Source organism: Methylobacterium indicum (genome assembly GCF_017347565.1).
In the GTDB taxonomy this organism is placed as follows: Bacteria; Pseudomonadota; Alphaproteobacteria; order Rhizobiales; family Beijerinckiaceae; genus Methylobacterium; species Methylobacterium indicum.
The window spans coordinates 1,642,180-1,665,595 of record NZ_AP024145.1 but is presented as its reverse complement, the minus strand read 5'-3'; the positions used below and the strand labels follow the sequence as shown (position 1 = coordinate 1,665,595).

The following is a 23,416-nucleotide window of genomic DNA, read 5'->3' as shown; positions in this document are numbered from 1 at the left end:
GCGCGTCATGACAGCCGTGAAGGCCGGCGAGGTCGAGGGGCTGCTGCGCCGCGGCCCCGACCCGCGCATCGCCGTCATCCTGGTTTACGGCCCGGATACCGGCCTCGTCGCCGAGCGCGCGCGCCTGCTCGCCGAGAAGGCGGTCGACGATCCCACCGATCCCTTCGCCCTGGTCAAGCTCGACGGCGACGTGCTGGCGAGCGACCCCGGCCGCCTCATTGACGAGGCCGGCACCGTCGGTCTGTTCGGCGGCAAGCGTGCGGTCTGGGTACGTTCCGGCAGCCGCAACTACGCCCCGGCGGTCGAGGCCGCCCTCAAGCAGGAGGGTGCCGACACACGGATCGTGGTCGAGGCCGGCGACCTCGCCAAGTCGGCTCCCTTGCGGGTGGTGTGCGAGCGCTCGCCCCGGGCGCTCGCCATCCCCTGCTACGCCGACGATGCCGGCACGCTCGCCGACCTGATCGACCGGACGCTGCGGGCCGACAACCTGCGCATCACACGCGACGCCCGCGATCTCCTCGTCTCCGGGCTTGGCGGCGACCGGCGGGCCAGTCTCGGGGAGATCGAGAAGCTCGCTCTCTACGCGCGCGGCCAGGGCGAAATCGGAATCGACGACGTCGAGGCGATCGGCAGCGACGTCTCGGGCTCGATGCTCAACACCCTGGTCGATGCCGCCTTCGCCGGCCGCATCGCCGAGACCGAGCGCAGCTATCGCCGCTTCCAGATCGAGGGCATGGACGCGTCGGTGATGCTGGGCGCCGCGCTCCGCCACGGCCTCACCCTGCTCGCCACCCGCCTCGACGGCGAAGGCAAGAGCCCGGGCGCGATGGTGGCGGGCTGGCGCGGCCTGCATTTCCGCCGCCAGCGCATCGTCGAGACGCAGCTCGCCCGCTGGAGCCCAGCGTCGTTGCGCCGGGCGGTATCGCTGCTGCAGGATGCCGTGCTGGGCGCCCGCCGGGCCGGCGGCGACTTCTCCCACGCCATCGCGGCCGACCTCTTCCTGCGCCTCGCCAGCGAGGCGGCGCGGCGGGGGTAGCCCCCTCCCCTTCGTCGCGACAGCGGGCCGATCCCCGAAAGACAGGCGTATTGCCCATTACCGCCTCTCGGACGCGATTGTCAGCGTCACGAGATCGGCGGCAGCCTGCCGGGGCCGTCGCGAAGAAGGCCGGACCATCCGGCCCAGCCTTCCTCCTCACTCCCCGATCTGCATTTCCAGCCGTCGGCACAATCCGTCGAGCTGGTCGAGGCTCGTGTAGCGCAAGCGCACCTCGCCACCGCCGCCCTTGGCGTCGATCGACACAACGACGCCGAGCACGTCTTCCAGCCGCCGCTCCAGGGCACGGGTGTCGGCATCCTTCTCGGCCGCAACCTTGCGCGGCCGGCCGGGACGCGGCCCGGTGCCGGTCTGCTCACCGGCGGCGAGCGCCTCGACCTCGCGCACCGTCATCCCGTCCTCGATCACCCGGCGGGCGATGCCCTCCGGGTCCTTGACCGAGAGGAGCGCACGGGCATGGCCGGCGGTCAGGGTACCGGCGACGACGTGCTCCTGAACGGCCGGGGGCAGCTGCAGCAGGCGCAGCGTGTTGGCGAGATGGCTGCGGCTCTTGCCGATGATCTCGGCGAGTTCGGTCTGGGTGTAGCGAAACTCGCTCATCAGCCGCTCGTAGCCCGCCGCCTCCTCGATGGCGTTGAGGTCGGCGCGCTGGACGTTCTCCAGGATCGCGAATTCGAGCGAAGTGCGGTCGTCGATCTCGACCGTGACGACCGGCACCTCGTGCAGGCCGGCCCGCTGCGCCGCGCGCCAGCGCCGCTCGCCGGCGACGATCTCGAACGCGTCCGGCAGGTTGGCGAGCGCCCGCACGACGATCGGCTGGATCACCCCGCGGGTCCGGATCGAGGCCGACAGCTCCTCGAGCTCGGTCTCGGCAAAGTGGCGGCGCGGGTTGCGCGGGTTCGGCCGCAGGAACTCGATCGGCACACGCCGCTGACCGGCCTTTGGCTTCTCGGTGGCGGCCGGGACGTCCTCGCCGAAATCACCGATCAGCGCCGCGAGACCCCGCCCGAGGCGCGGTCGCGCTCCCTCCTCCGCCATGCCCTTCATCCTCTCAACAACTCCGTTACGACGGTTCAGGCGGCGGCCGGGAGGCGGCCTTCCCGTTGGATGACCTCGGATGCGAGGCGCAGATAGGCCTGCGAGCCCGCGCATTTGAGGTCGTAGAGCAGCACGGGCTTGCCGTGCGACGGGGCCTCGGAGACCCGCACGTTGCGGGGAATCATGGTCTCGTAGACCTTGTCACCCATGAATTCCCGCACATCGGCGACGACCTGGGCCGACAGGTTGTTGCGCGGGTCGAACATCGTCAGCACCACGCCCTGGATCGCCAGGCGTGGGTTGAGGGCGCCCTTCACCTGCTCGACGGTGCGCAGCAACTGGCTCAAGCCCTCGAGGGCGAAGAACTCGCATTGCAGCGGCACCAGCACCGCGTGGGCCGCAGCCAGCGCGTTGAGGGTGAGGAGATTGAGCGAGGGCGGGCAGTCGATCAGCACGTAGGTGAAGCGCTGATCCTCCGGCATCTCGCCGCGATCGAGCGGTTCGAGCGCGCGACGCAGGCGCTGGGCCCGATCCGGCGCGCTCGCCATCGCCATCTCGAGACCGAGGAGATCCATGGTCGAGGGGACCAGGGACAGGCGCGGCACGGCGGTGACCTGCACCGCCTCTGCCAGCGGCGCCTCGCCGGCCAGCACATCGTAGGTCGAGAGACGGCGTTGGCGCCGGTCGATGCCGAGGCCGGTCGAGGCATTGCCCTGCGGGTCGAGATCGATGATCAGCACGCGCTCGCCGATCGCCGCCAGCGCGGTACCGAGGTTGATCGCCGTCGTGGTCTTGCCGACGCCGCCCTTCTGGTTGGCGAGCGCGATGATGCGCAGGGGCCGCGGGCTATCGCTCGCCTGCGCCTCGGGGGGTTCCGCGATCATGGGAGAAGGTCGCTCACACTGGAGATGCGGACGATTCTGGCGTCAGAATCGGTCCGACTCGGGATCAGATCCGCGGTAAATCTCCACCTTTCCTCCGCCTCGGTCAATTCGGTTAAGACATCACGCCCTTTGGGAAAAAGCCCCGTGGCGCCATTTTTCAACAACGGGGCGGTCCAGGACAGGAGTTGGGACAGGGGGGCGAGGGCACGCGCGGTGACGATCTGCGAATCGGCGAACCCGTCGATCACCGCCTCGATCCGCGCGACGTGCACCTTGGCCGGCGCCCCGGTGAGCCGGGCCGTTTCCTGCAGGAAGGCGCCCTTGCGGCCGTTGCTCTCGACGAGATCGACACGGAAGCCCGGCCGCTCGCGCCCGGCGATGGCCAGGATCAGGCCTGGGATGCCGGCACCGCTGCCGAGGTCGAGCCAGCGCGTCGCCTCGGGCGTCATTGCCAGGAGCTGGAGCGAATCGGCGACATGGCGCGTCCAGACCTCGGCGAGGGTCGAGGGACCGACGAGGTTCTTGATCGACTGCCAGCGGGTGAGCTGGGCGACGTAGAGGTCGAGCGCCGCCGCTGTTTCACGTGAAACGCCCGCCTCGCGCAGGACGGCGTCGCGGCCGGGAGCAGGGTTCTTCATTCGGCCGGAACCTGGATCGACGGAATACGGCGGGCATGGGCCGCCAACAGAGTGAGTGCCGCCGGCGTGACGCCCTCGATGCGGGCCGCCTGGCCAAGGGTGAGGGGACGCACCGTATCGAGCTTGAGGCGCAGTTCGTTCGACAATCCGGCGATACCGGCATAATCGAGGTGAGCCGGGAGCGTCACGGCCTCGTCCCTCCGGAACGCCGCGATGTCGGCCTTCTGCCGGTCGAGATAGACCGCGTAGGTCGCGTCCGTGCAAATCCGATCCGCGAGGGCAGGGGGGATCGCCGCGAGCTGAGGCCAGATCGCAGCGAGCCGATCCCAGCCGATCTCGGGATAGGATAGCAGCTGGAACGCCGAGCGGCGGATCCCGTCGCGGTTGAGCGCGATCCCGTGACGCTGGGCCTCGGTCGGGGTCAGGCTGAAAGTGTCGAGCATGCACCGGGCCATCGCCTGGGCTTCCTGCCGCGCCGCATGGTGCGTGGCCCGCCCGGTAGAGATGCAGCCCAGGGCAAGGCCGCGGCCCGTCAGTCGCTCGTCGGCGTTGTCGACGCGCAGGCTGAGCCGATACTCCGAGCGCGAGGTGAACATGCGATAGGGCTCGCTGACCCCATGGGTCACGAGGTCATCGATCATGACGCCGATATAGGACTCGGCCCGGTCGAACACCGCCAGATCGGCCTTGCCCGCCAGGCGGGCGGCATTGAGACCGGCGACCAGTCCCTGACCCGCCGCCTCCTCGTAACCCGTGGTGCCGTTGATCTGTCCGGCGAGAAACAGGCCGGCGATGCGCCGGGTCTGGAGCGTCGCATCGAGCTCGCGCGGATCGACGTAGTCGTACTCGATGGCGTAGCCCGGGCGCAGAATCACCACACGCTCGCATCCCGGCAGCAGGCGGACGATGCCGTGCTGCACCTCCTCCGGCAGGGAGGTCGAGATGCCGTTCGGATAGACCGTCGGATCGTCGAGCCCTTCCGGCTCGAGAAAGATCTGGTGGCCGTCGCGGTCGCCGAACCGCACCACCTTGTCCTCGATCGACGGGCAGTAGCGCGGACCGCGGCTGGTGATGCCGCCGGAATACATCGCCGAGCGATGCAGGTTGGCGCGGATCAGGTCGTGTGCCGCCTGGCCGGTCCGGGTGACACCGCACTCGATCTGCGGAGTGCTGATGCGCTCGGTCAGGGTCGAGAACGGCACCGGCTCGTCGTCGGCGGCCTGCTTGTCGATGCCGTGCCAGTCGATCGTACGACCGTCGAGTCGCGGCGGCGTGCCGGTTTTCAAGCGGCCGAGGGCGAAGCCGTGCCGGTCGAGAGTCGCGGACAGGCCGAGGGCCGGCCCTTCGCCGATCCGGCCAGCAGGCGTGGTGACCTCGCCGATATGGATCAGTCCGCGCAGGAAGGTCCCGGTGGTCAGAACGACGGCCCGGCAGGGGAGGGCGCGGCCATCGGCCAGGACGGCGCCGGCGACCTGTCCGTCCTTGACCGTTAGATCGGCGACTTCACCCTCGACGATCGTGAGGTTCGGCGTCTCGGCGAGCGCGGCCTGCATCGCCCTGGCGTAGAGCTTGCGATCGGCCTGGGTTCGCGGCCCGCGCACGGCGGGGCCCTTGCGGCGGTTGAGCAGGCGGAACTGGATACCCGCTCGATCAGCGGCACGGCCCATCAGCCCATCGAGGGCGTCGACCTCGCGCACGAGGTGGCCCTTGCCGAGGCCACCGATGGCAGGGTTGCAGGACATCGCCCCGAGCGTCTCGCGGCGATGGGTAACCAGGGCGGTGCGGGCCCCGTAACGCGCGGCGGCGGCGGCCGCTTCGGCGCCCGCATGCCCACCGCCGACGACGATCACGTCGAAGGAGGAATCATCTCTGTGCATGGGGTGATTAGGCGCTGCCCCAGGGTGGCGTCAATCACGCCGTCGGCCTCGTTCGCGTTTCACGTGAAAACTCCCCCGGGTTGGTGCTCAGGCACCGATCCGACAGAGCTACTTCCCGATGCAGAACCCGGCGAAGAGCCGGTCGAGCATTTCCTCGACACCAACCCGGCCTGCGACCTCCCCGAGCGCACGAACCGCGAGGCGCAGATCCTCCGCCACGAGTTCCGCCGGCAGGGTCCCGCCATGCGTCACGACGCGATCGAGTTGTCGCTCGCAGGCTTCCAGCGCCAAGCGCTGCCGCTCGCGGGTGACCAGCGCATCACCGCTCCCGAGCGACGCCGCGGCGTTCCGCTCGATCTCCGCGAGGAGCCGGTCTAGGCCTTCACCCGTCCGGGCCGAGATCGCGATGTCTTCCCCGGTGACATCACCCGGCAGGTCACGCTTGGTCGCGACGACGCGTACCGGGGCGGACAGGGGAGGGGGCGCATCCCCGCCCGGTTCGCGCAGCCAGAGCACGAGATCGGCCTGCTCGATGCGGCGGCGGCTGCGGGCGACACCCTCGACCTCGATCGCGTCGTTGGTTTCGCGCAGGCCGGCAGTGTCCACCAGCAGAACCGGCAGGCCGCCGAGATCGCAGCGCACCTCGATGGCATCCCGGGTCGTTCCCGGAACCTCCGAGACGATGGCGACGTCCCGTCGTGCGAGGGCGTTGAGCAGCGTCGACTTGCCCGCATTGGGCGCCCCGGCGAGCACCACCGTGAACCCGTCCCGCAGGCGCTCGCCCCGTCGTCCGTCAGCGAGAGCAGCGCGGATCTCATCCCGCACGCTCTCGGCGGCGACCCGACCGGATGCGGCCAGGGCGTCGTCGTCGACATCACCCTCGTCGGAAAAGTCGAGGGCGGCCTCCGTACCGGCGAGGACGTCGAGAAGCGTCTCGCGCCAACACTCGACGGCCCGACCGAGGACACCGTCGAGCTGGCGCACAGCCTGACGCCGCTGCGCCTCGGTCTCGGCGTCGATCAGGTCGGCCAGTCCCTCGACGGCCGTCAGATCCATTCGGCCGTTGAGGAAAGCTCGGCGGGTGAAGGCCCCTGCCTCAGCCGGCACGAGCCCCGGCAAGGCCGCAAGGCTGCGCAACACGGCCGCCCGAACCGCCGGACCACCATGAAGGTGCAGCTCGACCATGTCCTCGCCGGTCGCTGTCCCCGGGCCGGGCAGCCAGGCGACGAGGGCCTGGTCGAGGAGCTCGCCCGTCCCCGGCTCGCGCAAGGTGCGGAGGGAGAGGCGACGCGCCGGCGGCAGCGAGGCCCGGATCAGAGCCGCGAGGGCAGGACCCGCCTGCGGGCCGCTGATCCGCACGACCGCGACGGCGGTGCGGCCATAACCGGTAGCGGGGGCGAAGATGGTGTCGGGCGGGAGCATCGGGGGCACGGGGAGGGAGCGGACGGGGGTGGCCCGTGGCTAGAGCACTTCACGATCGCGTTGCAATCGCGAAGCACTCTAGGTCTCTGATTTTGCCGCATTTTCTGCGACGAACCAGTATCCGCTCCGTCGGAAAATGCTCCAGCACGAATCGGTGACGATGCCGAACGGGAGAGACGGTCGGGGATGCGGTCTCGCGGGCCACGGAGCGTTGAACGACCGGAGAGGGACGATGAGAGGTCCGCGGGACGGGACGTTCCGGCCGTGGTCGCGATCGTCCTCGCCGTGATGGTCCGGATACGAAAACGGCGCCCCTCTCGGGGCGCCGTGCAGGAGGCGGGTGATTGCGACCGAAGGGCCGGATCAGGTGTTCATCGAGTCGAAGAAGTCGCCGTTGCTCTTGGTCTGGCGCAGCTTGTCGAGCAGGAACTCGATCGCGTCGGTGACGCCCATCGGGTTGAGGATGCGGCGCAGCACGTAGGTCTTCTTGAGCGCGTCCGGCGGGACCAGCAGCTCCTCCTTGCGGGTGCCCGAGCGGGTGATGTCGATCGCCGGGAAGATGCGCTTGTCGGAGACCTTGCGGTCCAGGATGATCTCGGAGTTGCCAGTGCCCTTGAACTCCTCGAAGATCACCTCGTCCATGCGCGAGCCGGTATCGATCAGCGCGGTGGCGATGATGGAGAGCGAGCCGCCCTCCTCGATGTTGCGGGCAGCGCCGAAGAAGCGCTTGGGCCGCTGGAGCGCGTTGGCGTCGACACCGCCGGTCAGCACCTTGCCGGAGGACGGCACCACGGTGTTGTAGGCGCGGCCCAGACGCGTGATCGAGTCGAGCAGGATGACGACGTCGCGGCCGTGCTCCACCAGGCGCTTGGCCTTCTCGATCACCATCTCGGCGACCTGGACGTGGCGGGTCGCCGGCTCGTCGAAGGTCGAGGCGATGACTTCGCCCTTCACCGAGCGCTGCATGTCGGTGACCTCTTCCGGCCGCTCGTCGATGAGCAGGACGATGAGGTAGCACTCCGGGTGATTGAGGGTGATCGACTGGGCGATGTTCTGCATCAGCACCGTCTTGCCGGTGCGCGGCGGCGCCACGATCAGGGCGCGCTGGCCCTTGCCGATCGGCGCGACGATGTCGATGATCCGGGGCGAGAAGTCCTTGCGGGTCGGCTCCGCCAGTTCGAGCTTGAAGCGCTGCGTCGGGAATAGCGGCGTCAGGTTGTCGAAGTGGACCTTGTGCTTGATCTTGTCCGGGTTCTCGAAATTGATCGTGTTGACCTTGAGCAGCGCGAAGTAGCGCTCGCCGTCCTTCGGGCCCCGGATCGGCCCCTCGACGGTGTCGCCGGTGCGCAGGCCGAAGCGGCGGATCTGCGTCGGCGAGATGTAGATGTCGTCCGGGCCCGGCAGGTAGTTCGAGTCGGAGGAGCGCAGGAAGCCGAAGCCGTCCTGCAGCACCTCGACGGTGCCGGCACCGATGATCTCGACGTCCTTGGCAGCGAGCTGCTTCAGGATCGCGAACATCAGCTCCTGCTTGCGCATGGTCGAGGCGTTCTCGACCTCGACCTCCTCGGCGAAGGCCAGGAGCTCGGTGGGGGTCTTGGACTTGAGATCCTGCAGCTTCACCTCGCGCATGGCGGGGGCGGCCGGGGTCTCGATCGGGGCGAGCGTATCTTCGATCATGGGATATCGGGGTGCGAGGCGAAGCTGGGGAGCGTCGTCATGTCGGGACAAGTCCGGCCGCCGCGGGTCGCGGCGTTGAGCGGAGAGCAACGGGGTGGCCGAGGCGGGCACCGGTCGCGAAATCGTCGCCTGATGTGTCCCGGAGGTCGCGCGGAGGAACCGGATCGGTCCTGGAAGCGACGTGACGTGACGATGGAGGAGGGATCGTCTTTATGTAGCGGCTCCGCGACGCAGGCTCAAGTCCCCGCGGGGGAAAAGTGACGCGCCGCCGGGACCGACGAAGGGATGAGGGCGCCCGTCAGCGGCGGCGCAGCCGGATGTAGAGCGCGCCGCCGCCGCCATGGTGGTGGGCGGCTTCCTCGAAGCCGACGACCAGGGGGCGCAGCTCGGGCAGGCGCAGCCAGTGCGGCACGCTGCGGCGCAGGACGCCGCGCTCGGCATAGGGATCGTCGCCGCCGCCGCCCTTGCCGGTGACGACCAGCACCACCGCGTGCCCGGAGGCGCGGGAGCGTTGCAGGAAGCCGATCAGCGCCGCATGCGCCTCGGACTGGCGCATCCCGTGCAGGTCGATCGCCGCGTCGACGCTGCGCGAACCGCGGCGCAGGCTGGTCCGCACCCGGCGCTCGAGCGGCGCCAGCGGCGGCAGGACCGGCGCGGGCAGCGGAGGCGGGCTCACGGTCTTCGCGGCCCCCTTGGGGGCGGGTCGCGCCACCTTGGCGGGCCGCACGAATTTCGGCGGCGGAGGCACCATGGGCGCAGGGGCGGGCGTCGGCACCGATACCGGGGGAGGGGAGGGCGCGACGGGGGCGGGCGCCCGCCCGCGCAGCGGCACGATCAGGCGGGAGATCTCGGCCCAGAGCCGGCTCTCCTCGGTGGTGAGGCGGCGGACGCGGCGGGGACGGCGCGGCTCGGTCACGGCGCAGCCCCCGGCGCATCCGGCTTCGGCAGCAGCACGATGAAGCGCGTCGGGTCGCGCAGGAGCCCCGCAACGGCACCGGCCCGCGCGCCGGTGCCGAGATAGAGGTCGCCCCGAGCCGGCCCGAGGATCGCCGAGCCGGTATCCTGCGCGATCACGAGGCGGCGCAGCGGGACGCTGCCGCCGTCCGGCTCCGGCAACACCCCGTCGAGCCAGAACGGCAGGCCGTAGCGCCACAGGGTGGCATCGACCGCGAGGCTGCGGCCGGCGGTCAGCGGCGCGCCCGCCGCACCCCGCGGGCCGGTCTCCGGCGCGCCGTCGTCGAGGCGAAAGAAGATGTAGGAGGCGTTGCGGCGGATCAGGTCGCGGGCCACGTCCGGGTGGGCCCGCAACCAGCCGGTCCAGCGCTCCAGCGTCAGGCCCTCGAGGGGCAGATGGCCGCCGGTGACGATCAGCCGGGCGACCGAGGTGTAGGGCCGGCCGTTGCGGCCATCATAGGCGAGGCGGACCGAGCGGCCGTCGGGCAGGCGGACGCGCCCCGAGCCCTGGACCTGCAGCACCAGGAGGTCGACCGCGTCCCGCAGCCAGAGCAGCGGGCGGGTGCGGGGGCCGAGCGCTCCGTCCTCGATCGCCGCCCGGTCGGGATAGGGGCGGAACGCCTCGCCGTCGCGGCGCGCCGCGCGCAGGGACGGGTCCAGGCCCGGCCGTGTCTCGCCCGGTTCGAGGGAGACGAGGTCGTCGGGGCGCGCCAGCGCCGGCACGGTGAAGTCCGGCGTCGGCACCGGGGAGCCGTCGAGTTCGGGCTCGAAATAGCCGGTGAGGAATCCGGCCTGACGCTCGGCCGGGTTCTCGCGGGCCGGCCGCAGCACCCGGTAGGCGGCAAAATTCTGGAGGAAGAAGCCTTTCGCACCCTCGGGCGGCACGGTCGCGGCGGCAGCGCAGGCCGCGGCCAGATCCTGCGACGGCGCCTTCGGCGCGGCTTCGGCGAGGACAGGGGCGGCGGGCTGTGCACAGGTCGCCCGGAAGGTCGCGAGGGCGGCCGCGAGATCGTCGACGGCGAAACCCGGGAGCGCGTCGAGGGCGACGGGTTCGAGCACGGCCTCACCGACCCGCAGCGGTGCCGCATCGGCGCGGCCGCCGGAGAGTCCGACCAGGGAACCGGCGATCATGCCGGCGAGGAGGAGGGCGGAGGAGGGCGATCCGGTGCGGGGACGTCGGCCCCAGGGCATCCTGCAAGGGGTCCTGCTGCCCGGGATCCTGTTGCCAAGGATCGTACGAGGGCGACGTCCGAGGCGGGCACCGGAGGAACGGGGAAGGCCGACGGCCGGCGGCATGATGGCGGGCTCCGGCCCCGAGACGGTAGGGTGTGCGGGAATGCTGAGGTCCGATCGCACGACGCGATGTCCGCCCGATTTTCGCCGATGCCCGGCGGAGGATCAAGCCGCTCGCCCGGCACGATCCCGGGGCTCGGCTCCCGCAGCGCCTCGATGGCGGCGGGAGCCGGGCGGGGCGGCGCCTACTGCCCGGCCTCGGTGGCGACGAGCTGCCAGTTGGGATCGCGGCTTCCCAGCGTCCGGGCGAAGGTCCAGACGTCGGTCACGTCCACCACCTTGTCGGGGCTGCCGTCGACCACCTGGCCCTGCGGCCCGCGGGTCGCGGTGATCAGCTTCGAGAGGTAGCGCACGGTGACCTGGGCGACGCGGTTGCGCACGTCGACCCCGACGATCTCGGCCCGGTCGATCGACACGAAGGTGGTCTCGACGGTCTGGCCGGCGCGCTCGCGGCCCTGGATCGCCCGCTCGAACCCATCGGCGACCTCGCGGGAGAGCAGGGTCTTGAGGGTCTTGCGGTCGCCCTTGGCAAAGGCGGTGACGATGGTCTCGTAGGCGACCTTCGCGCCGTCGGCGAAGCCGCGGGGATCGAAGCCGGGCTCCTGCTGAAGGATCTGGTCGAGGCCGCGGGCGGCGGGCGAGTTCGGCTCGACCACGCCCTTCCAGTTGCGCGGCACCGCCGTCGCCACCGGGGCGGCCGCGGCGCGCTCGGGGCCGGCCCCCGGCAGCCGCACGACGTTGTCGCCGTCGCGCGAGGCGGCCGGCGGCGGCTCCTCGCGTCGGGCGAGCGGGTTGAAGGGCGGCCGCTCGCTTCCGGTCTTCTGTCCGAGGACGGACCGGAGCTTCCAGATCACGAAGACCGCAAGCCCGAGGAAGATGAGGGTCGTAAGGTCGAGAGAATCCTGCATCATCGATCCGTTCATCGGTCCGTTCTTGGCGGCTTCGCGCGGAGCACCCCAACCGCCCCGGCACAGCGTACGACATCTCCAGCGCGTCGACGGCTTTGGCACCGGGCCCGGGGCGTGGCAAGAATCTTGGCAAAAACCTTCGCCAGAACCTCGGCCAGCCCCGGACCGGCGCCGCCCGGCGGGCCATCCACGAGGATATGGGGCCGGGGGCCCGCCGTATCCAGGCACCGTCCACGGAGATGGCCCACGCCTGGGCCCATCCCCGAGCAAGTGCGCATCCCGTCGTCGAATCGAAGGCGTCGTCGGGTCAGGGGTTCGGGGAGGGCGATCGGCGGCTCTGCTTGTTCACGCGGTGCGGGCATGATAGCCGCAACCCCGCCGTCGCGCGCGCCGATTTGCGCGCCAGCGTGCGACGGCCCGTCGTTACGTCCAGCCCTCGAAGGAACTCTCCGCCATGGCCGATTCCCCGCTCCCGAACGGCAACGGTGGCGCCGCGGCGCAGCCCGACGACCTCACCCCGACCCTGAACGCGCTCGCCCAGTACGCCAAGGACCTCTCCTTCGAGAACCCGAACGCGCCGCGCTCGCTGCAGCCGCAGCAGCAGGGCCCGCAGATCAACATCCAGGTCAACGTCAACGCCAAGCAGCTCGCCGAGGAGGATTTCGAGGTCGACCTGCGCCTCGAGGGCGACGCCAAGATCGGCGCCGAGGTTCTGTTCGCCTTCGAGCTGACCTATTCGGGCATCTTCCGCCTGCGCAATATCCCGCAGGACCAGATGCATCCGGCCGTCATGATCGAGTGCCCGCGGTTGCTGTTCCCGTTCGCCCGCCAGATCATCGCCGACGCGGTGCGCAACGGCGGCTTCCCGCCGCTCTACATCGATCCGATCGACTTCGTCGGCCTCTACCGCCAGAAAGCCGCCGAGGCTCAGGCCCAGGGCGGGATCGCGTAAGGTCGACACTGCGTCGGATTGTCGAACTCGCGCGGCGCGGGCCTGGACGATCGGCATCGTCCGGACCCGCGCCCGTTTCATTTCGAGACGAAAACGTTTCACGGGAAACGCCGCTCGCTACTCGGCGAGGACGGGCACCAGGGACGCGACCAGCAATCCCGCCATCACGAGATTGAACAGCCGCATCGCTCGGCGCGACCGCAGCACCCGGGCGGTGCCGACGCCGACGAGCGTCCACAGGGCGACGCACGGGACGGCGACGAGCCCGAAGACGAGGGCCAGCAGCAGCGTCGCCACCGGTGACGCGCCTTGCCCCTCCGCCGTGTAGGTGGCGAGCGCCCCGGCGGCGATGATCCAGGCCTTCGGGTTGACCCACTGGAACAACGCCGCCTGCAGGAAGCCGAGGGGGCGCCCGAACGCGCCGGGCTTCGCGGCCGCGACCGCAGGATCAGGCTCGGCGGCGGCGATTTTCCAGGCAAGCCAGAGCAGGTAGGCGGCCCCCACCCATTTGAGCACGGCGTGGACCCGCGGATCGGTGAGCAGCGGCAGGCCGGCGGTGCCGAGAACGATCAGCATCACCGGAAAGCCCGCCGCGATGCCGAGCATGTGCGGCACGGTGCGGGCGAAGCCGTAGGTCGCCCCGGAGGCCACCACCATGGTGTTGTTGGGCCCGGGCGTTGCCGACATCGCGACCGCGAACGCACTCGCCGAGAGCAGCCAAGTCCAATCCATCGTCGTCCCCCGCCCGTACCTCGCAGCGCCGGCGGGATCCTACAGGTCTCTGTCGTGCCGGTCGCCGTGTCGACGACGAAGCGCGTGCGGTTTTCACGGTCTGATCGGCACCCGTTCGACCATGGACCGGCCGAACCCTGGGGCAGGCGACCGCAGGACCATGGGAGCCGTTCCCCCTGGACTCCCGCCCCCGGATCGGGCGATGGGAGACGCGCGCAGCGCGAGCGGCTGCGAGCGTGGAAAGACGACGGGATGGCGTACTGGCTCTACAAGTCCGAGCCCTCGGTCTGGTCGTGGGACGACCAGGTCGCTGCGGGCGAGGCCGGGACCTACTGGAACGGGGTGCGCAACCACGTCGCCCGCAAGAACCTGGAGGCGATGCGCCTCGGCGAGCAGGGCTTCTTCTATCACTCGAACGAGGGCAAGGCGGTGGTCGGCATCGTCGAGGTGATCCGCACCTACTATCCCGACCACACCGACGAGACCGGTCGCTTCGGCATGGTGGATCTCAAGGCGGTAGTCGCCCTGCCCCAACCCGTCACCCTGGACGCGATCAAGGCCGAGACCGCCTTGCGGGAGATGGTGCTCGTCAACAACTCGCGCCTCTCGGTCCAGCCAGTGAGCGAGGCGGAATGGGCGCTGGTGCGCCGCATGGGCGGCCTATGAATGGGGGCCGGTGAGGGGCGGCGCGTGAAACGCGTCCTCGCCGCGCCCGGCTTGACGCTTGGCCTGACGCTCGGCCTCGCACTCGGCCTCGTCGCCGGGCCGGCGGCGGCGCAGAAGAAGCCCCCGGTCCGGGGCGCGCCCGAGAAGGCGGCCGTACCGGCCAAGGTCGTGGCCTGCGGCTCGCTCGCCAACCTGCGCATCCTGATGGCGGAGACGGGGGGCGATCAGACGGCGATCAAGGCACGGCTGGCCGATCCCAAGGCCGACCATCTCGGTTGCGCCCGGTTCGGCCCGGATCGGATCGAGGGCAATGCCGAGCGGGTGGTGATCGGCGGCACCGCCTATGACTGCCTGAGGGTCAAGGAGTCGAGCCTGTGCCGCTGGGCGCTGTCCGGCGTGCCGGCGGAAGCGCCATGAGGCGCGTCCGCCGGCAACGGGCCCGGACCTTTCCGTGTCAGACGCTCCAGTACGGCGTCGCCTTGAAGTACTGGTGGACGTGCTCCTCCCAGCCGCGATCGAAGGAGGGGTCGTTGCCCTCCGCCGAGGCCGGGGGCGCGGCGCGCAGCTGCTCCTCGGTGAGATCGAGGATGTAGGCATCCATCTCGGGTGCGAAGCGCAGCGTCGACCACGGGATGGTGTAGTAGCCCTCGCCGATGCCGAGGAAGCCGCCGAAGCTCATCACGGCGTAGACCACCTTGCCGGAGGCCTTCTCGATCATCAGCCGCTCGATGCGGCCGATGCTGTCGCCGTTGGGGCGGCGCACCGCGGTACCCTCGACGCGGTCGCTGGCGATGAGGGCGCTGGTCTCGTTCGTGGTCAGGCTGCCCATGTCGGAACGGTCGCCGATCGTCGGCGCGACGGTGGTCATCGGAATGCCTCCGGGTCAGGTTTTCCCTTGCTCCTGCAACGCTGTCGCGCCGGGCCTGTTCCGGCCGGACACGCTGCGGCGAATGGCGGAACGCGAGGCGGTTTCCCTGACGCGAGCGGGGCGCTAGCTTGGGCGCCATGAGCTTGGGATCCATGCCGATTCGCCGCACCGCCGTCCTGACGGTCCTCCTCGCGCTCGCCGGTCCCGCCTTCGCGCAGGACCGGGGCACCCTCCATCCGAAGCCGCTGCCGCCGCTCGCCAATCCGGACGATCCGTCGACGCCCGCCAAGGCCCTGTTCGGCCGCGCGACGACGCCGGCCGCCCTGCCGCCGCAAGCGATCGGCGGTTACGCGCGGGGCTGCGTGGCCGGCGCCGAGGCGCTGCCGATCGACGGCGACACCTGGCAGGTGATGCGGCTGTCCCGGAACCGGAACTGGGGCCACCCGCGCCTCGTCGCGTTCCTGGAAAAGATCGCCGCCGAGGCACCGCGCAAGGCGGGCTGGCCCGGTCTCCTCGTCGGGGACATGTCCCAGCCCCGGGGCGGTCCGATGCTGACGGGCCACGCCTCGCACCAGCTCGGCCTCGACGCCGATATCTGGCTGACCCCGATGCCGGACCGGCGCCTGACCCGCGCCGAGCGCGAGGAGATGTCGGCCACCAACGTGGTGCGGCTCGACCGGCGCGACATCGACCCGGCCGTGTGGCGGCCCGAGCACCTGCGGCTGATCAAGATGGTGTCGCGCGAGCCCGAGGTGGCGCGGATCTTCGTCAATCCGGCGATCAAGCTGGCGCTGTGCCGCGAGGCCGGTTCGGACCGGAGCTGGCTCACCAAGGTCCGGCCGATCTACGGCCACAACTACCATTTCCACATCCGGCTCGACTGTCCGGCGGGCGAATCCGCCTGCCACGACCAGGATCCGCCGCCCTCCGGCGACGGCTGCGGCCCCGAGCTCGCCTACTGGTTCTCGGACGCGATCCTGAATCCCAAGCCGCGCCCGCCCGGCAAGCCGCGTCCGCCGATGACGCTCGCGGGCTTGCCGGATGCCTGCCGCACGGTGCTGAAGGCGCGCTGACACCGATGCGGGACCGGCGAAAGGCCGGTCCCGCTCTCCGGAATTCGCTTCGCGGCGTCCGGCTACTCGGCCGCGACGCCGATGCCGACCGGGCAGGACACCCCGGTGCCGCCCAGGCCGCAATAGCCGCCCGGGTTCTTCGCCAGGTACTGCTGGTGGTACTCCTCGGCGAAGTAGAACGGGCCGCCGTCGCGGACCTCCGTGGTGATCGGGCCGAAACCCCGGGCCTTGAGGGCGGCGGCGTAGGCGTCGCGGGATGCCTCGGCTTCGGCGAGGCGCGCCGGATCCGACAGGTAGATGCCGGAGCGGTACTGCGTGCCGACATCGTTGCCCTGGCGCATGCCCTGGGTCGGGTCGTGGCTCTCCCAGAAGGTCTTGAGCAGGGTGCCGAACGGCATCGCGGCGGGGTCGTAGGCGACGAGCACGACCTCGTTGTGCCCGGTCATCCCGGAGCAGACCTCCTCGTAGGTCGGGTTCGGCGTAAAGCCGGCGGCGTATCCCACCGCCGTGACGAAGACGCCGTCGCCGAGCTGCCAGAATTTGCGCTCCGCGCCCCAGAAGCAGCCGAGACCGAACACGACGGTCTCGACCCCGGCCGGATAGGGGCCCTTCAGCGGATGGCCGTTGACGAAGTGACGCTCGGCCGTCGGCAGGGGGATCGACCGGCCCGGCAGGGTCTGGTCGGGAGCCGGCATCTCGGCGCGCTTGCGGAAGAACAGCATCGGGTCGCTCCGGTTTACGGAACGGGGCCTCGCGACCCCGGAGGCGTCAGCGCCTCGTTACGCGACGAATCTGGGATGCCGGATGCGGTTCCTGAAGAGCGGTGCTTGCGCGCAGGGCGAGATGTCGTGACCGGGAACCGTCCAAGACGGAGACGGCACGACAGGAATGGGAGGTGGGCCGCACCCACGGGACGCGGCGACCGACGGCGCGATCAGCGCAGGACCGGCGCGTCCGTTCCAGCGAGGGTCTGGGCGACGGCGCCCTCTTGCGTTGCGGCGACGCGGGCCGGCGCATCGGGACCGAAGGCGGTGCTGGGATCGAAGAAGGCGCCGCGCGCGGTGATCAGCCCGGCAGCCAGGACCCAGAAGAGAACCGCGCCGACGATGCGCCGAGTCCGGCGGCGACGGGGTGCTGCGGTGCCGGCCGTATCCGACCCGGGTCGAAGGTCCAGGCGCTCGCCGAACGGATCGAAGATGGCAGGACGCATGGTAAAACCCGGCGTGGATGGAAGGCTGCCTGGATGGCAACCGCACCGCAGTAGATAGGTCAGCGAGAGCCCTCCCAGCAATAGACACGGTTTTCCATTTTCATGAACAGAAGAGAATATGTTTGTTGTCAAAACCTGCTTGGAGAGAAGTTTTATCTTCGTTCCAACGCGGGCGTTCGTTGGGCTGCTGCGTCGTGACGCAGCCGCTACCTCTCGCGGGATCGGGGCGATCCGGCGCACCCTCGTGTCGCAAGGGGGCGGCGGCCATCCGCAACGGCCATGCGGACGGCACGGTTGCCCCGGCGCCAATCAATAGCGTACAATCGAATGCGGACGTTGCGGATCGGTCCGGTCCGCGATGCGGCACAGCCGTCTTTCTAGGAATATCGACCTTGAAGAGCGAGATCTGGACGCTTGGCAGAGCCGTCGGCGACCATCCGCAGCCTTCGTCCGTCGCGAGGCGGCACCGTCCTGAGACGACCGGCGGCGGACGGGCGCGGGCCGGCGACGCACCATGACCGCGTCGATGGACGGGATCGTCCGGCAGGCGGATCCGACCTCCCAGGACTTCATGCACCTGATCGAGGCGTTCGGCCTCACCGGCGCGTGGCGCTGGGATTTCGGCACCGGCCGCCAGGTCTGGTCGTCCGGACTCTACCGCCTGCTCGGGCTGCCGGAGAGCGAGACGGCGAGCTACGAGCGGTTGCTCCGCCTGGTCCATCCCGCCGACCGCGACGTGCTGGAGGATGCCGCCCAGATCGTCCAGACCGGGATCTGCGGCAGCCACACGGTGCGGCTGATCCGGCCGGACGGGACGTCGCGCACCGTGGTGAGCCGCGGCGAGGTGTTCTTCAACGCCGAGGGCCGGCCCGTGGCGGTGACCGGCGTGCTGCTTGACGTAACCGACCGCGAGCGCCTGGCCGAGCTGCACCGGCTGGAGCAGCAGCGCCGGGCGAGCCTGGCGCAGCAGGCGCAGGTCTTCATCTACACCGAGGCCAGCCTGCCGCCGACCGGGTACGGCCCCGACTTCCTGGCGCTCGTCGGCCTCGGTCGCGAGGACGTGCGGGCGAACTGGCTCAGCCCGATCGTGCCGGAGGAATGGCCGCGCTGGGGCGAGGAGCTGCCCCGCCTCGCCGCGGCCGGGCGGCCGTTCAGCATCGAGCCGACCCTGCGCCTCGCCGCGGGCGGGCGGGCGCCGTTCCGCATGACGATGGTGCCCCTGCGCGACGAGGCGGCGGACCAGATGAGCTGGACCGTCGTGATCACCCCGCGCGAGGGCGAGACGGCGGCCCCCTGCGGGTCGCTGCCGCGCCAGGTCGAGCAGGCGATCGAAGGCTGCCACCTGCGGGCGGCCCGCGGCTTCCTCGACTGGACCCTCAGCGACCTCGCGCGGGCGAGCGGCCTGTCGCTCTCCACCGTCCGGCGCCTCGAGGAAGAGACCGAGGGACCGACCTCGCGCTCGCGTCCCCACGTCCTCGCGGCCCTGCGCAAGGCGGGCATCGTGTTCACGCTGGTCGAGGGCGGGACGGTGGCCGTGGCCCTCTCCGGCGAAGCCGAGACGCCGCCGGTCGGCCCTTGAGGGTCACGCGACCCGGTAGACGCTCAGGGCGACGTGGTCGGGCGCCCGCGCCCCGGTCGCGAGGAACAAGCTCGTTTGCATCCAGGCGAGGCGCGGGGCCTCGGTCTCGAACCGGGGAGCGGAGCGGAAGTAGATCAGCGCGGGATCGACCGGCTCGCCCCGACGCAGGCGCTCCAGCGCCTCGGGCGGCCCGAAGCGCAGGCCGGTATTCTCGACGTAGATCCGCGCGCCGTCCTCGGCCTCGACGACGTAGCGGGCATGGAGCTGCGTGAGGCCGTCGGCCGCGATGGTCTGGTAATCGGCCCCACCGGGCAGGACCCGTCCGGCGAGGCCCGGTCCCGAGACCGTGCCGCCCGTGATGGCGATGACCCGCCGGCTGCCGGCCGTGGTCTCGCCGACCTCGTAGGGCACCGCGACCAGGATGCGGGCGTCGAAGACGTGCTCCAGGGCGGGGGCGGGGATCGTCATCATGGCTTGCCCTTCACTAGCGGGCAGTCGCTCTGGTCGAGCGGCCGGAACGCCTCGTCGCCCGGCAGCGTCGCGACCCGCTGCATCACGTCCCATTCCCCCGTCGACTCCTCCGGCCGCTTGACCCGGAACAGCGAGACCTCGCGGATCACCCGCCCGTCCGGCCGCAGGCGCCCGCCATGGGTCATGATGTCCTCGATCGGCATCGCGCGCATCGCCGCCATCACCGGCGCGGCCGCATCGGTGCCGGCGGCCTGCACCGCCTTGAGATAGTGCATCACCGCCGAGTAGACGCCGGCCTGGTAGCTGTTCGGCATCGCCTTCTGGCGCTCGTAAAACCGCTTGGCGAAGGCGCGGGTGGCGTCGTCCTGGTCCCAGTAGAACGCCTCCGCGAGGTAGAGCCCACCGGCGACCGTGAGCCCGAGCGCGTGGACGTCGACCGCCGTCATGTAGAAGCCGGCGAGCTTCTGCCGGCCGCCGAGCACCCCGAACTCGGAGGCCTGCTTGACCGCGTTGATCGCGTCGCCGCCGACGTTGAAGAGCGCGATCACCCCGGCGCCGGAGGCCTGCGCCTGCAGGATCTGCGACGACAGATCGGGCGAGAGCAGGGGGTGGAAGACCTGGCCCACCACCTTGCCGCCGCCGCCCGTGACCACCGGCGTCACGTCGGCGACGAAGGATTGTCCGAGGGTGATGTCGGCGACGACGTAGAACCAGGTCTTCTCCCCGGCCTCCACCAGGGGCTTGGCGATGGCGCGGGACAGCGCATGGGTATCGATGACCCAGAGCGCGCCGTTGGGCGAGCACTGCGCCCCGGTGATCACCGTCGAGCCCGAGCCGGTGATGAGGGCGATCCGCCCCTTCTCCGTCGCCAGCGCCTGGACGCCGAGCGCCACCGCCGAGTTGCCGAGGTCGGTGATCATGTCGACTCCCTCGACGTCGTACCAGCGCCGCGCCAGCGTGCTCGCCACGTCCGGCTTGCTCTGGTGATCGGCCGACACGATCTCGATCGGCTTTCCCAGCACGGTCGCGCCGAAATCCTCGACCGCGAGGCGTGCGGCGGTGACGCTGCCGGTGCCGTAATTGCCCGACATCGCGGTCGACATGTCGGCGAGCACGCCGATCTTGACGCGGTCGCCGGAGACGGCGCCCTCCGCCCGCACCGGCGCGGGGGCGAAGGCGATCAGGCCCGCCAGCAGGGCGGAGCGGAGGGCGCGCATCGGTGCGACCTCCTCAGACGGCCTTGAGGCCGAGGATGTCGCGCGCCTCGGCCGGGCTCGCCGGCTCGTGGTTCAGCTCCTTGACGATCCGCACCGTGCGGGCGACGAGCTGCTCGTTGGTCGCGAGCTGGCCGCGGGAATAGTAGTTGTTGTCCTCCAGCCCGACCCGGACGTGGCCGCCGAGCAGGATCGCCTGGGTGGTGGCCGGCAACTGCGCCGGGCCGATGCCGGAGACGCAGAAGATGGACTGGGGCGGCAGCATCCGGATCATCGCCGCCAGGATGTCGTGGGAATAGGGCATCGCGCCCTGGAAGCCCTTGTCGGCGCCCAGCACCATGTTGATGTAGTAGGGCGGCTTGTCGTAGCCCTTCTCGATCAGCCGGGTCACGTCCTGGAGGATGTGCTGGGGGCCGAAGACCTCCCATTCCGGCTTGATGCCGCGCTCCTGCATGCGCTTGGCGAGAAGCTCGCAGCGGCTCGGCGTCGTCACCACCAGGATCTCGCGGCCGCCATGCACGTCCGCGAAGGTCATGCCGTCGAAGGTCGCCATCTCGGCGCCGGCCTCGCAGCCCTTCAGCCGCTCCTCGAAGCTCGATTCGAACAGCCCGTCGGGGCGCGGCACCAGCATGTCGCCGCTCGATCCGCCGCCGGTCGAGTTGTTGAGGATGATGTCGCAGCGCTCGCGGATGCGCCGGTTGATGTCGCGATAGATCCCGTCGTTGCAGGTCGCCTCGTCGTCGGGACGGCGGGCGTGGAGCGCCGCGATCGCCGCGCCCTCCTTCCAGGACTTGTGCACCGACTCGGCGATCTCCTCGGGCTGGGTCGGCAGGTTGGGGTTCTGCGCCTTCGAGGCCATGCCGCCCGTCGGCGCCACCGTCACGATCACCTTGGCCATGGTATCCTCCCGTTTCGTGGTGGTGGGAACTGGGGTTACGGCAGGTTCGGCGCCGCGCGCTTCTGCCGGACGAGGTCGACGAGGAGCCGGTCGCGCTCGGCCACCATCGCGTCGCGGTCGCGCCCCTCGAGGGCCTGTTCGAGGCCCTGGACGAGGGTCTGCTTCAGCGCGGGCGTCAGGCGCGGGTCGCCGAGATCGGCCCACATCGCCTCCATCAGGGGGCCGAGATGGTCGAGGGTGTGGGCGAGCCCGCCCGGCCCGCCCGAGAGGTGGTTGAGCAGGCACGGCCCCATCAGGGCCCAGCGCAGGCCCGGCCCGTGGGCGATGGCGGCGTCGATATCGGCCACCGTGGCGGCGCCGGTGCCGACGAGGTGGAACGCCTCGCGCCAGAGCGCCGCCTGGAGCCGGTTGGCGACGTGGCCGACGAGCTCGCGCCGCAGGCGGATCGGCCGCTTGCCGAGGCTTTGGTAGAACGCCATCGCGGCCGCGACGGCGCCCTCGTCGGTCCTCTCGCCGCCCAGGACCTCGACCAGCGGCACGAGGTGGGGCGGGTTGAAGGGGTGGCCCAGCACCACCCGGCCGGGATGCCGGCAGGCCGCCTGGATCGCGCTCGGGGTGAGGCCGGAAGAGCTCGTCGCCAGCACCACGTCGGGCGCGGCCGCGGCGTCGAGCCGCCGATAGGTCTCGTGCTTGATCTCCAGGCGCTCGGGGCCGTTCTCCTGGACGAAATCGGCTTGCGCCACCGCCTCCTCGGGCTCGGCCACGAAGGTCAGGCGCTCGGGCGAGGCGCCGGGAGCAAGGCCGATCTGTTCGAGGACCGGCCAGTGCCGGGCGACCGTCCCGCGCAACCGCGCTTCGGCGCCGGGGGCCGGATCGGTGGCGGTCACGTCGAGCCCGCGGGCGAGGCATTGCGACACCCACGACGCCCCGATGACGCCGGTGCCGATCACCGCCACCCGTCCGATGGCCGTGCGGTAGCCCGCAGCCGCTTCGCTCGCGTCATCCATCGCGGCGCCCTCCCTGGTCGGGTCTCTGTCGGGGCTTGCCGCCCGATTGACCCGTCGAGATAGTTATATCACATTACAAATCAGGTTTGGCAATCCGGCGCGAACGGCCGGAGCGAGAATCGGAGGAGCGCCGCGATGGCGGAGGACCTGTCGGGCCTCGGTACCGAGTCCCTGGTCGTCACCCGGCGGGAGGCCGTGGCGATCGTCACCTTGTCCCGCCCGCACAAGCGCAACGCCCTCGACGACGGCATGGTGCTGGGGCTGGAGCGCATCGCCCGGGGTCTTCCCGACGACGTGCGGGCGCTGGTCATCGCCGCGCAGGGCCCGCATTTCTGCGCCGGGCTCGATCTCGCGGAGCTGACCGAGCGCGATGCGCCGGCCGGGATGCTGCATTCGCGGATGTGGCACCGGGCCTTCCACGAGATCGAGTTCGGCCGGGTGCCGGTGGTGGCGGCGCTGAAGGGCGCGGTGATCGGCGGCGGGCTCGAACTGGCGCTGTCGGCCCATCTGCGGGTGGCCGAATCGTCCGCCTTCTACGCCCTGCCGGAGGGCCAGCGCGGCATCTTCGTCGGCGGCGGCGCCTCGGTGCGGCTGCCGCGGCTGATCGGCGTCTCGCGGATGCGCGACATGATGCTGACCGGCCGGGTCCACGATGCCGAGAGCGGCGAGCGGCTGGGCCTGTCGCACTACGTCGTGGCCCCGGGCGAGGGGCTGGAACGGGCGATCGCCCTCGCCACCCGGGCGGCCGAGAACGCGCCGCTCACCAACTACGCCCTGATCCACGCCCTGCCGCGCATCGCCGAGGCCGACCCGGCGACGGGCTACCTCACCGAGGCGCTGATGACCGCCGTGGCCCAGAGCGACGCCGAGGCCAAGCGCCGGCTGGCGGAGTTTCTGGAGGGGCGGGCGAAGAAGGTGCGGGAATAGGGGAGGCGGGCTCGTCCGCGCCGGCCTCTCGTCCCCGCCGCGTCATTCCGGGGCCGCGACAGCGGAGCCCGGAA

Annotated in this window: 24 protein-coding genes; 7 read left to right on the top strand and 17 right to left on the bottom strand. The window is 70.9% G+C overall.

All coding sequences use genetic code 11. The features are described from left to right. Positions 1-7 precede the first annotated feature (7 nt). On the top strand, positions 8-1,036 hold the full coding sequence (holA, locus tag miv_RS07725) for a DNA polymerase III subunit delta (RefSeq protein WP_048427518.1): 1,029 nt from the start codon (positions 8-10) through the stop codon (positions 1,034-1,036). Positions 1,037-1,192: 156 nt separating this feature from the next. On the opposite strand, the gene miv_RS07720 is transcribed toward holA, so the two are convergent. From miv_RS07720 to miv_RS07680, 9 genes are all read right to left on the bottom strand, one after another. Continuing rightward, a complete protein-coding gene (locus miv_RS07720; RefSeq protein ID WP_207182126.1) occupies positions 1,193-2,092 on the bottom strand; it encodes a ParB/RepB/Spo0J family partition protein in 900 nt (299 codons plus the stop codon). A gap of 35 nt (positions 2,093-2,127) precedes the next feature. Beyond that, positions 2,128-2,976: a ParA family protein gene (locus miv_RS07715; RefSeq protein ID WP_048427516.1), complete on the bottom strand. Its 849-nt coding sequence runs from the start codon at positions 2,974-2,976 to the stop codon at positions 2,128-2,130. Beyond that, positions 2,973-3,614 (bottom strand): 16S rRNA (guanine(527)-N(7))-methyltransferase RsmG, encoded by a 642-nt coding sequence (gene rsmG / locus miv_RS07710; protein WP_207182125.1) that lies wholly within the window; start codon positions 3,612-3,614, stop codon positions 2,973-2,975. Before rsmG ends, miv_RS07715 begins: the two co-directional genes overlap by 4 nt. Further along, entirely contained in the window at positions 3,611-5,491 is a 1,881-nt protein-coding gene (gene mnmG, locus miv_RS07705) for a tRNA uridine-5-carboxymethylaminomethyl(34) synthesis enzyme MnmG (RefSeq protein ID WP_207182122.1), read from the bottom strand. The genes rsmG and mnmG overlap by 4 nt, the downstream gene beginning before the upstream one ends. A 108-nt stretch (positions 5,492-5,599) precedes the next feature. Next, a complete protein-coding gene (mnmE, locus tag miv_RS07700) occupies positions 5,600-6,913 on the bottom strand; it encodes a tRNA uridine-5-carboxymethylaminomethyl(34) synthesis GTPase MnmE (protein WP_207182120.1) in 1,314 nt (437 codons plus the stop codon). Between the two features lie 363 nt (positions 6,914-7,276). Next, the gene (rho, locus tag miv_RS07695) at positions 7,277-8,590 is read right to left on the bottom strand and encodes a transcription termination factor Rho (protein WP_048461698.1); all 1,314 of its coding nucleotides are present in this window, start codon (positions 8,588-8,590) and stop codon (positions 7,277-7,279) included. A 298-nt stretch (positions 8,591-8,888) separates the two neighbouring features. Next, positions 8,889-9,506 carry a Smr/MutS family protein gene (locus miv_RS07690; protein WP_207182118.1) on the bottom strand — a complete coding sequence of 206 codons (618 nt, stop codon included), beginning with the start codon at positions 9,504-9,506 and terminating at the stop codon, positions 8,889-8,891. After that, a complete protein-coding gene (mltA, locus tag miv_RS07685; RefSeq protein ID WP_207182117.1) occupies positions 9,503-10,735 on the bottom strand; it encodes a murein transglycosylase A in 1,233 nt (410 codons plus the stop codon). The genes miv_RS07690 and mltA overlap by 4 nt, the downstream gene beginning before the upstream one ends. Positions 10,736-11,022: 287 nt before the next feature. Then, the gene (locus tag miv_RS07680) at positions 11,023-11,745 is read right to left on the bottom strand and encodes a Tim44/TimA family putative adaptor protein (RefSeq protein ID WP_179945859.1); all 723 of its coding nucleotides are present in this window, start codon (positions 11,743-11,745) and stop codon (positions 11,023-11,025) included. Between the two features lie 454 nt (positions 11,746-12,199). Between miv_RS07680 and secB the strand changes: the two genes are divergently transcribed. Further along, positions 12,200-12,697 carry a protein-export chaperone SecB gene (secB, locus tag miv_RS07675; protein WP_048431347.1) on the top strand — a complete coding sequence of 166 codons (498 nt, stop codon included), beginning with the start codon at positions 12,200-12,202 and terminating at the stop codon, positions 12,695-12,697. Between the two features lie 117 nt (positions 12,698-12,814). Here the strand turns inward: secB and miv_RS07670 are convergent, their stop codons facing one another. Then, the gene (locus miv_RS07670; RefSeq protein WP_207182116.1) at positions 12,815-13,429 is read right to left on the bottom strand and encodes a LysE family translocator; all 615 of its coding nucleotides are present in this window, start codon (positions 13,427-13,429) and stop codon (positions 12,815-12,817) included. Positions 13,430-13,681: 252 nt separating this feature from the next. Between miv_RS07670 and miv_RS07665 the strand changes: the two genes are divergently transcribed. Both miv_RS07665 and miv_RS07660 read left to right on the top strand, forming a co-directional pair. Then, positions 13,682-14,095 (top strand): EVE domain-containing protein, encoded by a 414-nt coding sequence (locus miv_RS07665; RefSeq protein ID WP_207182115.1) that lies wholly within the window; start codon positions 13,682-13,684, stop codon positions 14,093-14,095. Between the two features lie 24 nt (positions 14,096-14,119). Further along, positions 14,120-14,512, top strand: coding sequence for a hypothetical protein (locus miv_RS07660; RefSeq protein ID WP_207182114.1), 393 nt, complete (start codon positions 14,120-14,122; stop codon positions 14,510-14,512). Between the two features lie 37 nt (positions 14,513-14,549). Here miv_RS07660 and miv_RS07655 read toward each other — a convergent pair whose 3' ends face one another. Continuing rightward, the gene (locus miv_RS07655) at positions 14,550-14,924 is read right to left on the bottom strand and encodes a PRC-barrel domain-containing protein (RefSeq protein WP_048431348.1); all 375 of its coding nucleotides are present in this window, start codon (positions 14,922-14,924) and stop codon (positions 14,550-14,552) included. A 191-nt stretch (positions 14,925-15,115) separates the two neighbouring features. Here miv_RS07655 and mepA point away from each other — a divergent pair, with 191 nt between their 5' ends. Then, a complete protein-coding gene (gene mepA / locus miv_RS07650) occupies positions 15,116-16,036 on the top strand; it encodes a penicillin-insensitive murein endopeptidase (RefSeq protein ID WP_207182113.1) in 921 nt (306 codons plus the stop codon). Between the two features lie 62 nt (positions 16,037-16,098). Here mepA and msrA read toward each other — a convergent pair whose 3' ends face one another. After that, entirely contained in the window at positions 16,099-16,758 is a 660-nt protein-coding gene (gene msrA / locus miv_RS07645; RefSeq protein WP_207182112.1) for a peptide-methionine (S)-S-oxide reductase MsrA, read from the bottom strand. A 212-nt stretch (positions 16,759-16,970) separates the two neighbouring features. Then, complete coding sequence (locus miv_RS07640; protein ID WP_048431341.1) at positions 16,971-17,246, bottom strand: hypothetical protein; 276 nt, start codon at positions 17,244-17,246, stop codon at positions 16,971-16,973. Between the two features lie 514 nt (positions 17,247-17,760). On the opposite strand from miv_RS07640, the gene miv_RS07635 reads away from it, so the two are divergent. Then, positions 17,761-18,825, top strand: a complete 1,065-nt coding sequence (locus miv_RS07635; protein ID WP_207182111.1) for a PAS domain-containing protein — start codon at positions 17,761-17,763, stop codon at positions 18,823-18,825. A 3-nt stretch (positions 18,826-18,828) separates the two neighbouring features. Here miv_RS07635 and miv_RS07630 read toward each other — a convergent pair whose 3' ends face one another. The 4 genes from miv_RS07630 to miv_RS07615 are packed head-to-tail and all read right to left on the bottom strand — an operon-like array spanning position 18,829 to position 22,415. Continuing rightward, a complete protein-coding gene (locus miv_RS07630; protein WP_207182110.1) occupies positions 18,829-19,296 on the bottom strand; it encodes a DUF3237 domain-containing protein in 468 nt (155 codons plus the stop codon). Further along, positions 19,293-20,513 carry an ABC transporter substrate-binding protein gene (locus miv_RS07625; RefSeq protein ID WP_207182109.1) on the bottom strand — a complete coding sequence of 407 codons (1,221 nt, stop codon included), beginning with the start codon at positions 20,511-20,513 and terminating at the stop codon, positions 19,293-19,295. The genes miv_RS07630 and miv_RS07625 overlap by 4 nt, the downstream gene beginning before the upstream one ends. 13 nt (positions 20,514-20,526) lie before the next feature. Then, positions 20,527-21,408, bottom strand: a complete 882-nt coding sequence (locus miv_RS07620) for a beta-keto acid cleavage family enzyme (protein WP_058620247.1) — start codon at positions 21,406-21,408, stop codon at positions 20,527-20,529. Between the two features lie 35 nt (positions 21,409-21,443). Beyond that, on the bottom strand, positions 21,444-22,415 hold the full coding sequence (locus tag miv_RS07615; RefSeq protein ID WP_207182107.1) for a 3-hydroxyacyl-CoA dehydrogenase NAD-binding domain-containing protein: 972 nt from the start codon (positions 22,413-22,415) through the stop codon (positions 21,444-21,446). Between the two features lie 135 nt (positions 22,416-22,550). Here miv_RS07615 and miv_RS07610 point away from each other — a divergent pair, with 135 nt between their 5' ends. Then, a complete protein-coding gene (locus miv_RS07610) occupies positions 22,551-23,342 on the top strand; it encodes a crotonase/enoyl-CoA hydratase family protein (RefSeq protein ID WP_207182105.1) in 792 nt (263 codons plus the stop codon). Positions 23,343-23,416 lie beyond the last annotated feature (74 nt).

What these genes read in the sequence shown, in the direction of transcription:
- holA (WP_048427518.1), top strand. Translation starts at nt 8, where the DNA reads ATGACAGCCGTGAAGGCCGGCGAGGTCGAGGGGCTGCTGCGCCGCGGC.
- miv_RS07720 (WP_207182126.1), bottom strand. Translation starts at nt 2,092, where the DNA reads ATGGCGGAGGAGGGAGCGCGACCGCGCCTCGGGCGGGGTCTCGCGGCG.
- miv_RS07715 (WP_048427516.1), bottom strand. Translation starts at nt 2,976, where the DNA reads ATGATCGCGGAACCCCCCGAGGCGCAGGCGAGCGATAGCCCGCGGCCC.
- rsmG (WP_207182125.1), bottom strand. Translation starts at nt 3,614, where the DNA reads ATGAAGAACCCTGCTCCCGGCCGCGACGCCGTCCTGCGCGAGGCGGGC.
- mnmG (WP_207182122.1), bottom strand. Translation starts at nt 5,491, where the DNA reads ATGCACAGAGATGATTCCTCCTTCGACGTGATCGTCGTCGGCGGTGGG.
- mnmE (WP_207182120.1), bottom strand. Translation starts at nt 6,913, where the DNA reads ATGCTCCCGCCCGACACCATCTTCGCCCCCGCTACCGGTTATGGCCGC.
- rho (WP_048461698.1), bottom strand. Translation starts at nt 8,590, where the DNA reads ATGATCGAAGATACGCTCGCCCCGATCGAGACCCCGGCCGCCCCCGCC.
- mltA (WP_207182117.1), bottom strand. Translation starts at nt 10,735, where the DNA reads ATGCCCTGGGGCCGACGTCCCCGCACCGGATCGCCCTCCTCCGCCCTC.
- miv_RS07680 (WP_179945859.1), bottom strand. Translation starts at nt 11,745, where the DNA reads ATGCAGGATTCTCTCGACCTTACGACCCTCATCTTCCTCGGGCTTGCG.
- secB (WP_048431347.1), top strand. Translation starts at nt 12,200, where the DNA reads ATGGCCGATTCCCCGCTCCCGAACGGCAACGGTGGCGCCGCGGCGCAG.
- miv_RS07670 (WP_207182116.1), bottom strand. Translation starts at nt 13,429, where the DNA reads ATGGATTGGACTTGGCTGCTCTCGGCGAGTGCGTTCGCGGTCGCGATG.
- miv_RS07665 (WP_207182115.1), top strand. Translation starts at nt 13,682, where the DNA reads ATGGCGTACTGGCTCTACAAGTCCGAGCCCTCGGTCTGGTCGTGGGAC.
- miv_RS07655 (WP_048431348.1), bottom strand. Translation starts at nt 14,924, where the DNA reads ATGGGCAGCCTGACCACGAACGAGACCAGCGCCCTCATCGCCAGCGAC.
- mepA (WP_207182113.1), top strand. Translation starts at nt 15,116, where the DNA reads ATGCCGATTCGCCGCACCGCCGTCCTGACGGTCCTCCTCGCGCTCGCC.
- msrA (WP_207182112.1), bottom strand. Translation starts at nt 16,758, where the DNA reads ATGCTGTTCTTCCGCAAGCGCGCCGAGATGCCGGCTCCCGACCAGACC.
- miv_RS07640 (WP_048431341.1), bottom strand. Translation starts at nt 17,246, where the DNA reads ATGCGTCCTGCCATCTTCGATCCGTTCGGCGAGCGCCTGGACCTTCGA.
- miv_RS07635 (WP_207182111.1), top strand. Translation starts at nt 17,761, where the DNA reads ATGACCGCGTCGATGGACGGGATCGTCCGGCAGGCGGATCCGACCTCC.
- miv_RS07630 (WP_207182110.1), bottom strand. Translation starts at nt 19,296, where the DNA reads ATGATGACGATCCCCGCCCCCGCCCTGGAGCACGTCTTCGACGCCCGC.
- miv_RS07625 (WP_207182109.1), bottom strand. Translation starts at nt 20,513, where the DNA reads ATGCGCGCCCTCCGCTCCGCCCTGCTGGCGGGCCTGATCGCCTTCGCC.
- miv_RS07620 (WP_058620247.1), bottom strand. Translation starts at nt 21,408, where the DNA reads ATGGCCAAGGTGATCGTGACGGTGGCGCCGACGGGCGGCATGGCCTCG.
- miv_RS07615 (WP_207182107.1), bottom strand. Translation starts at nt 22,415, where the DNA reads ATGGATGACGCGAGCGAAGCGGCTGCGGGCTACCGCACGGCCATCGGA.
- miv_RS07610 (WP_207182105.1), top strand. Translation starts at nt 22,551, where the DNA reads ATGGCGGAGGACCTGTCGGGCCTCGGTACCGAGTCCCTGGTCGTCACC.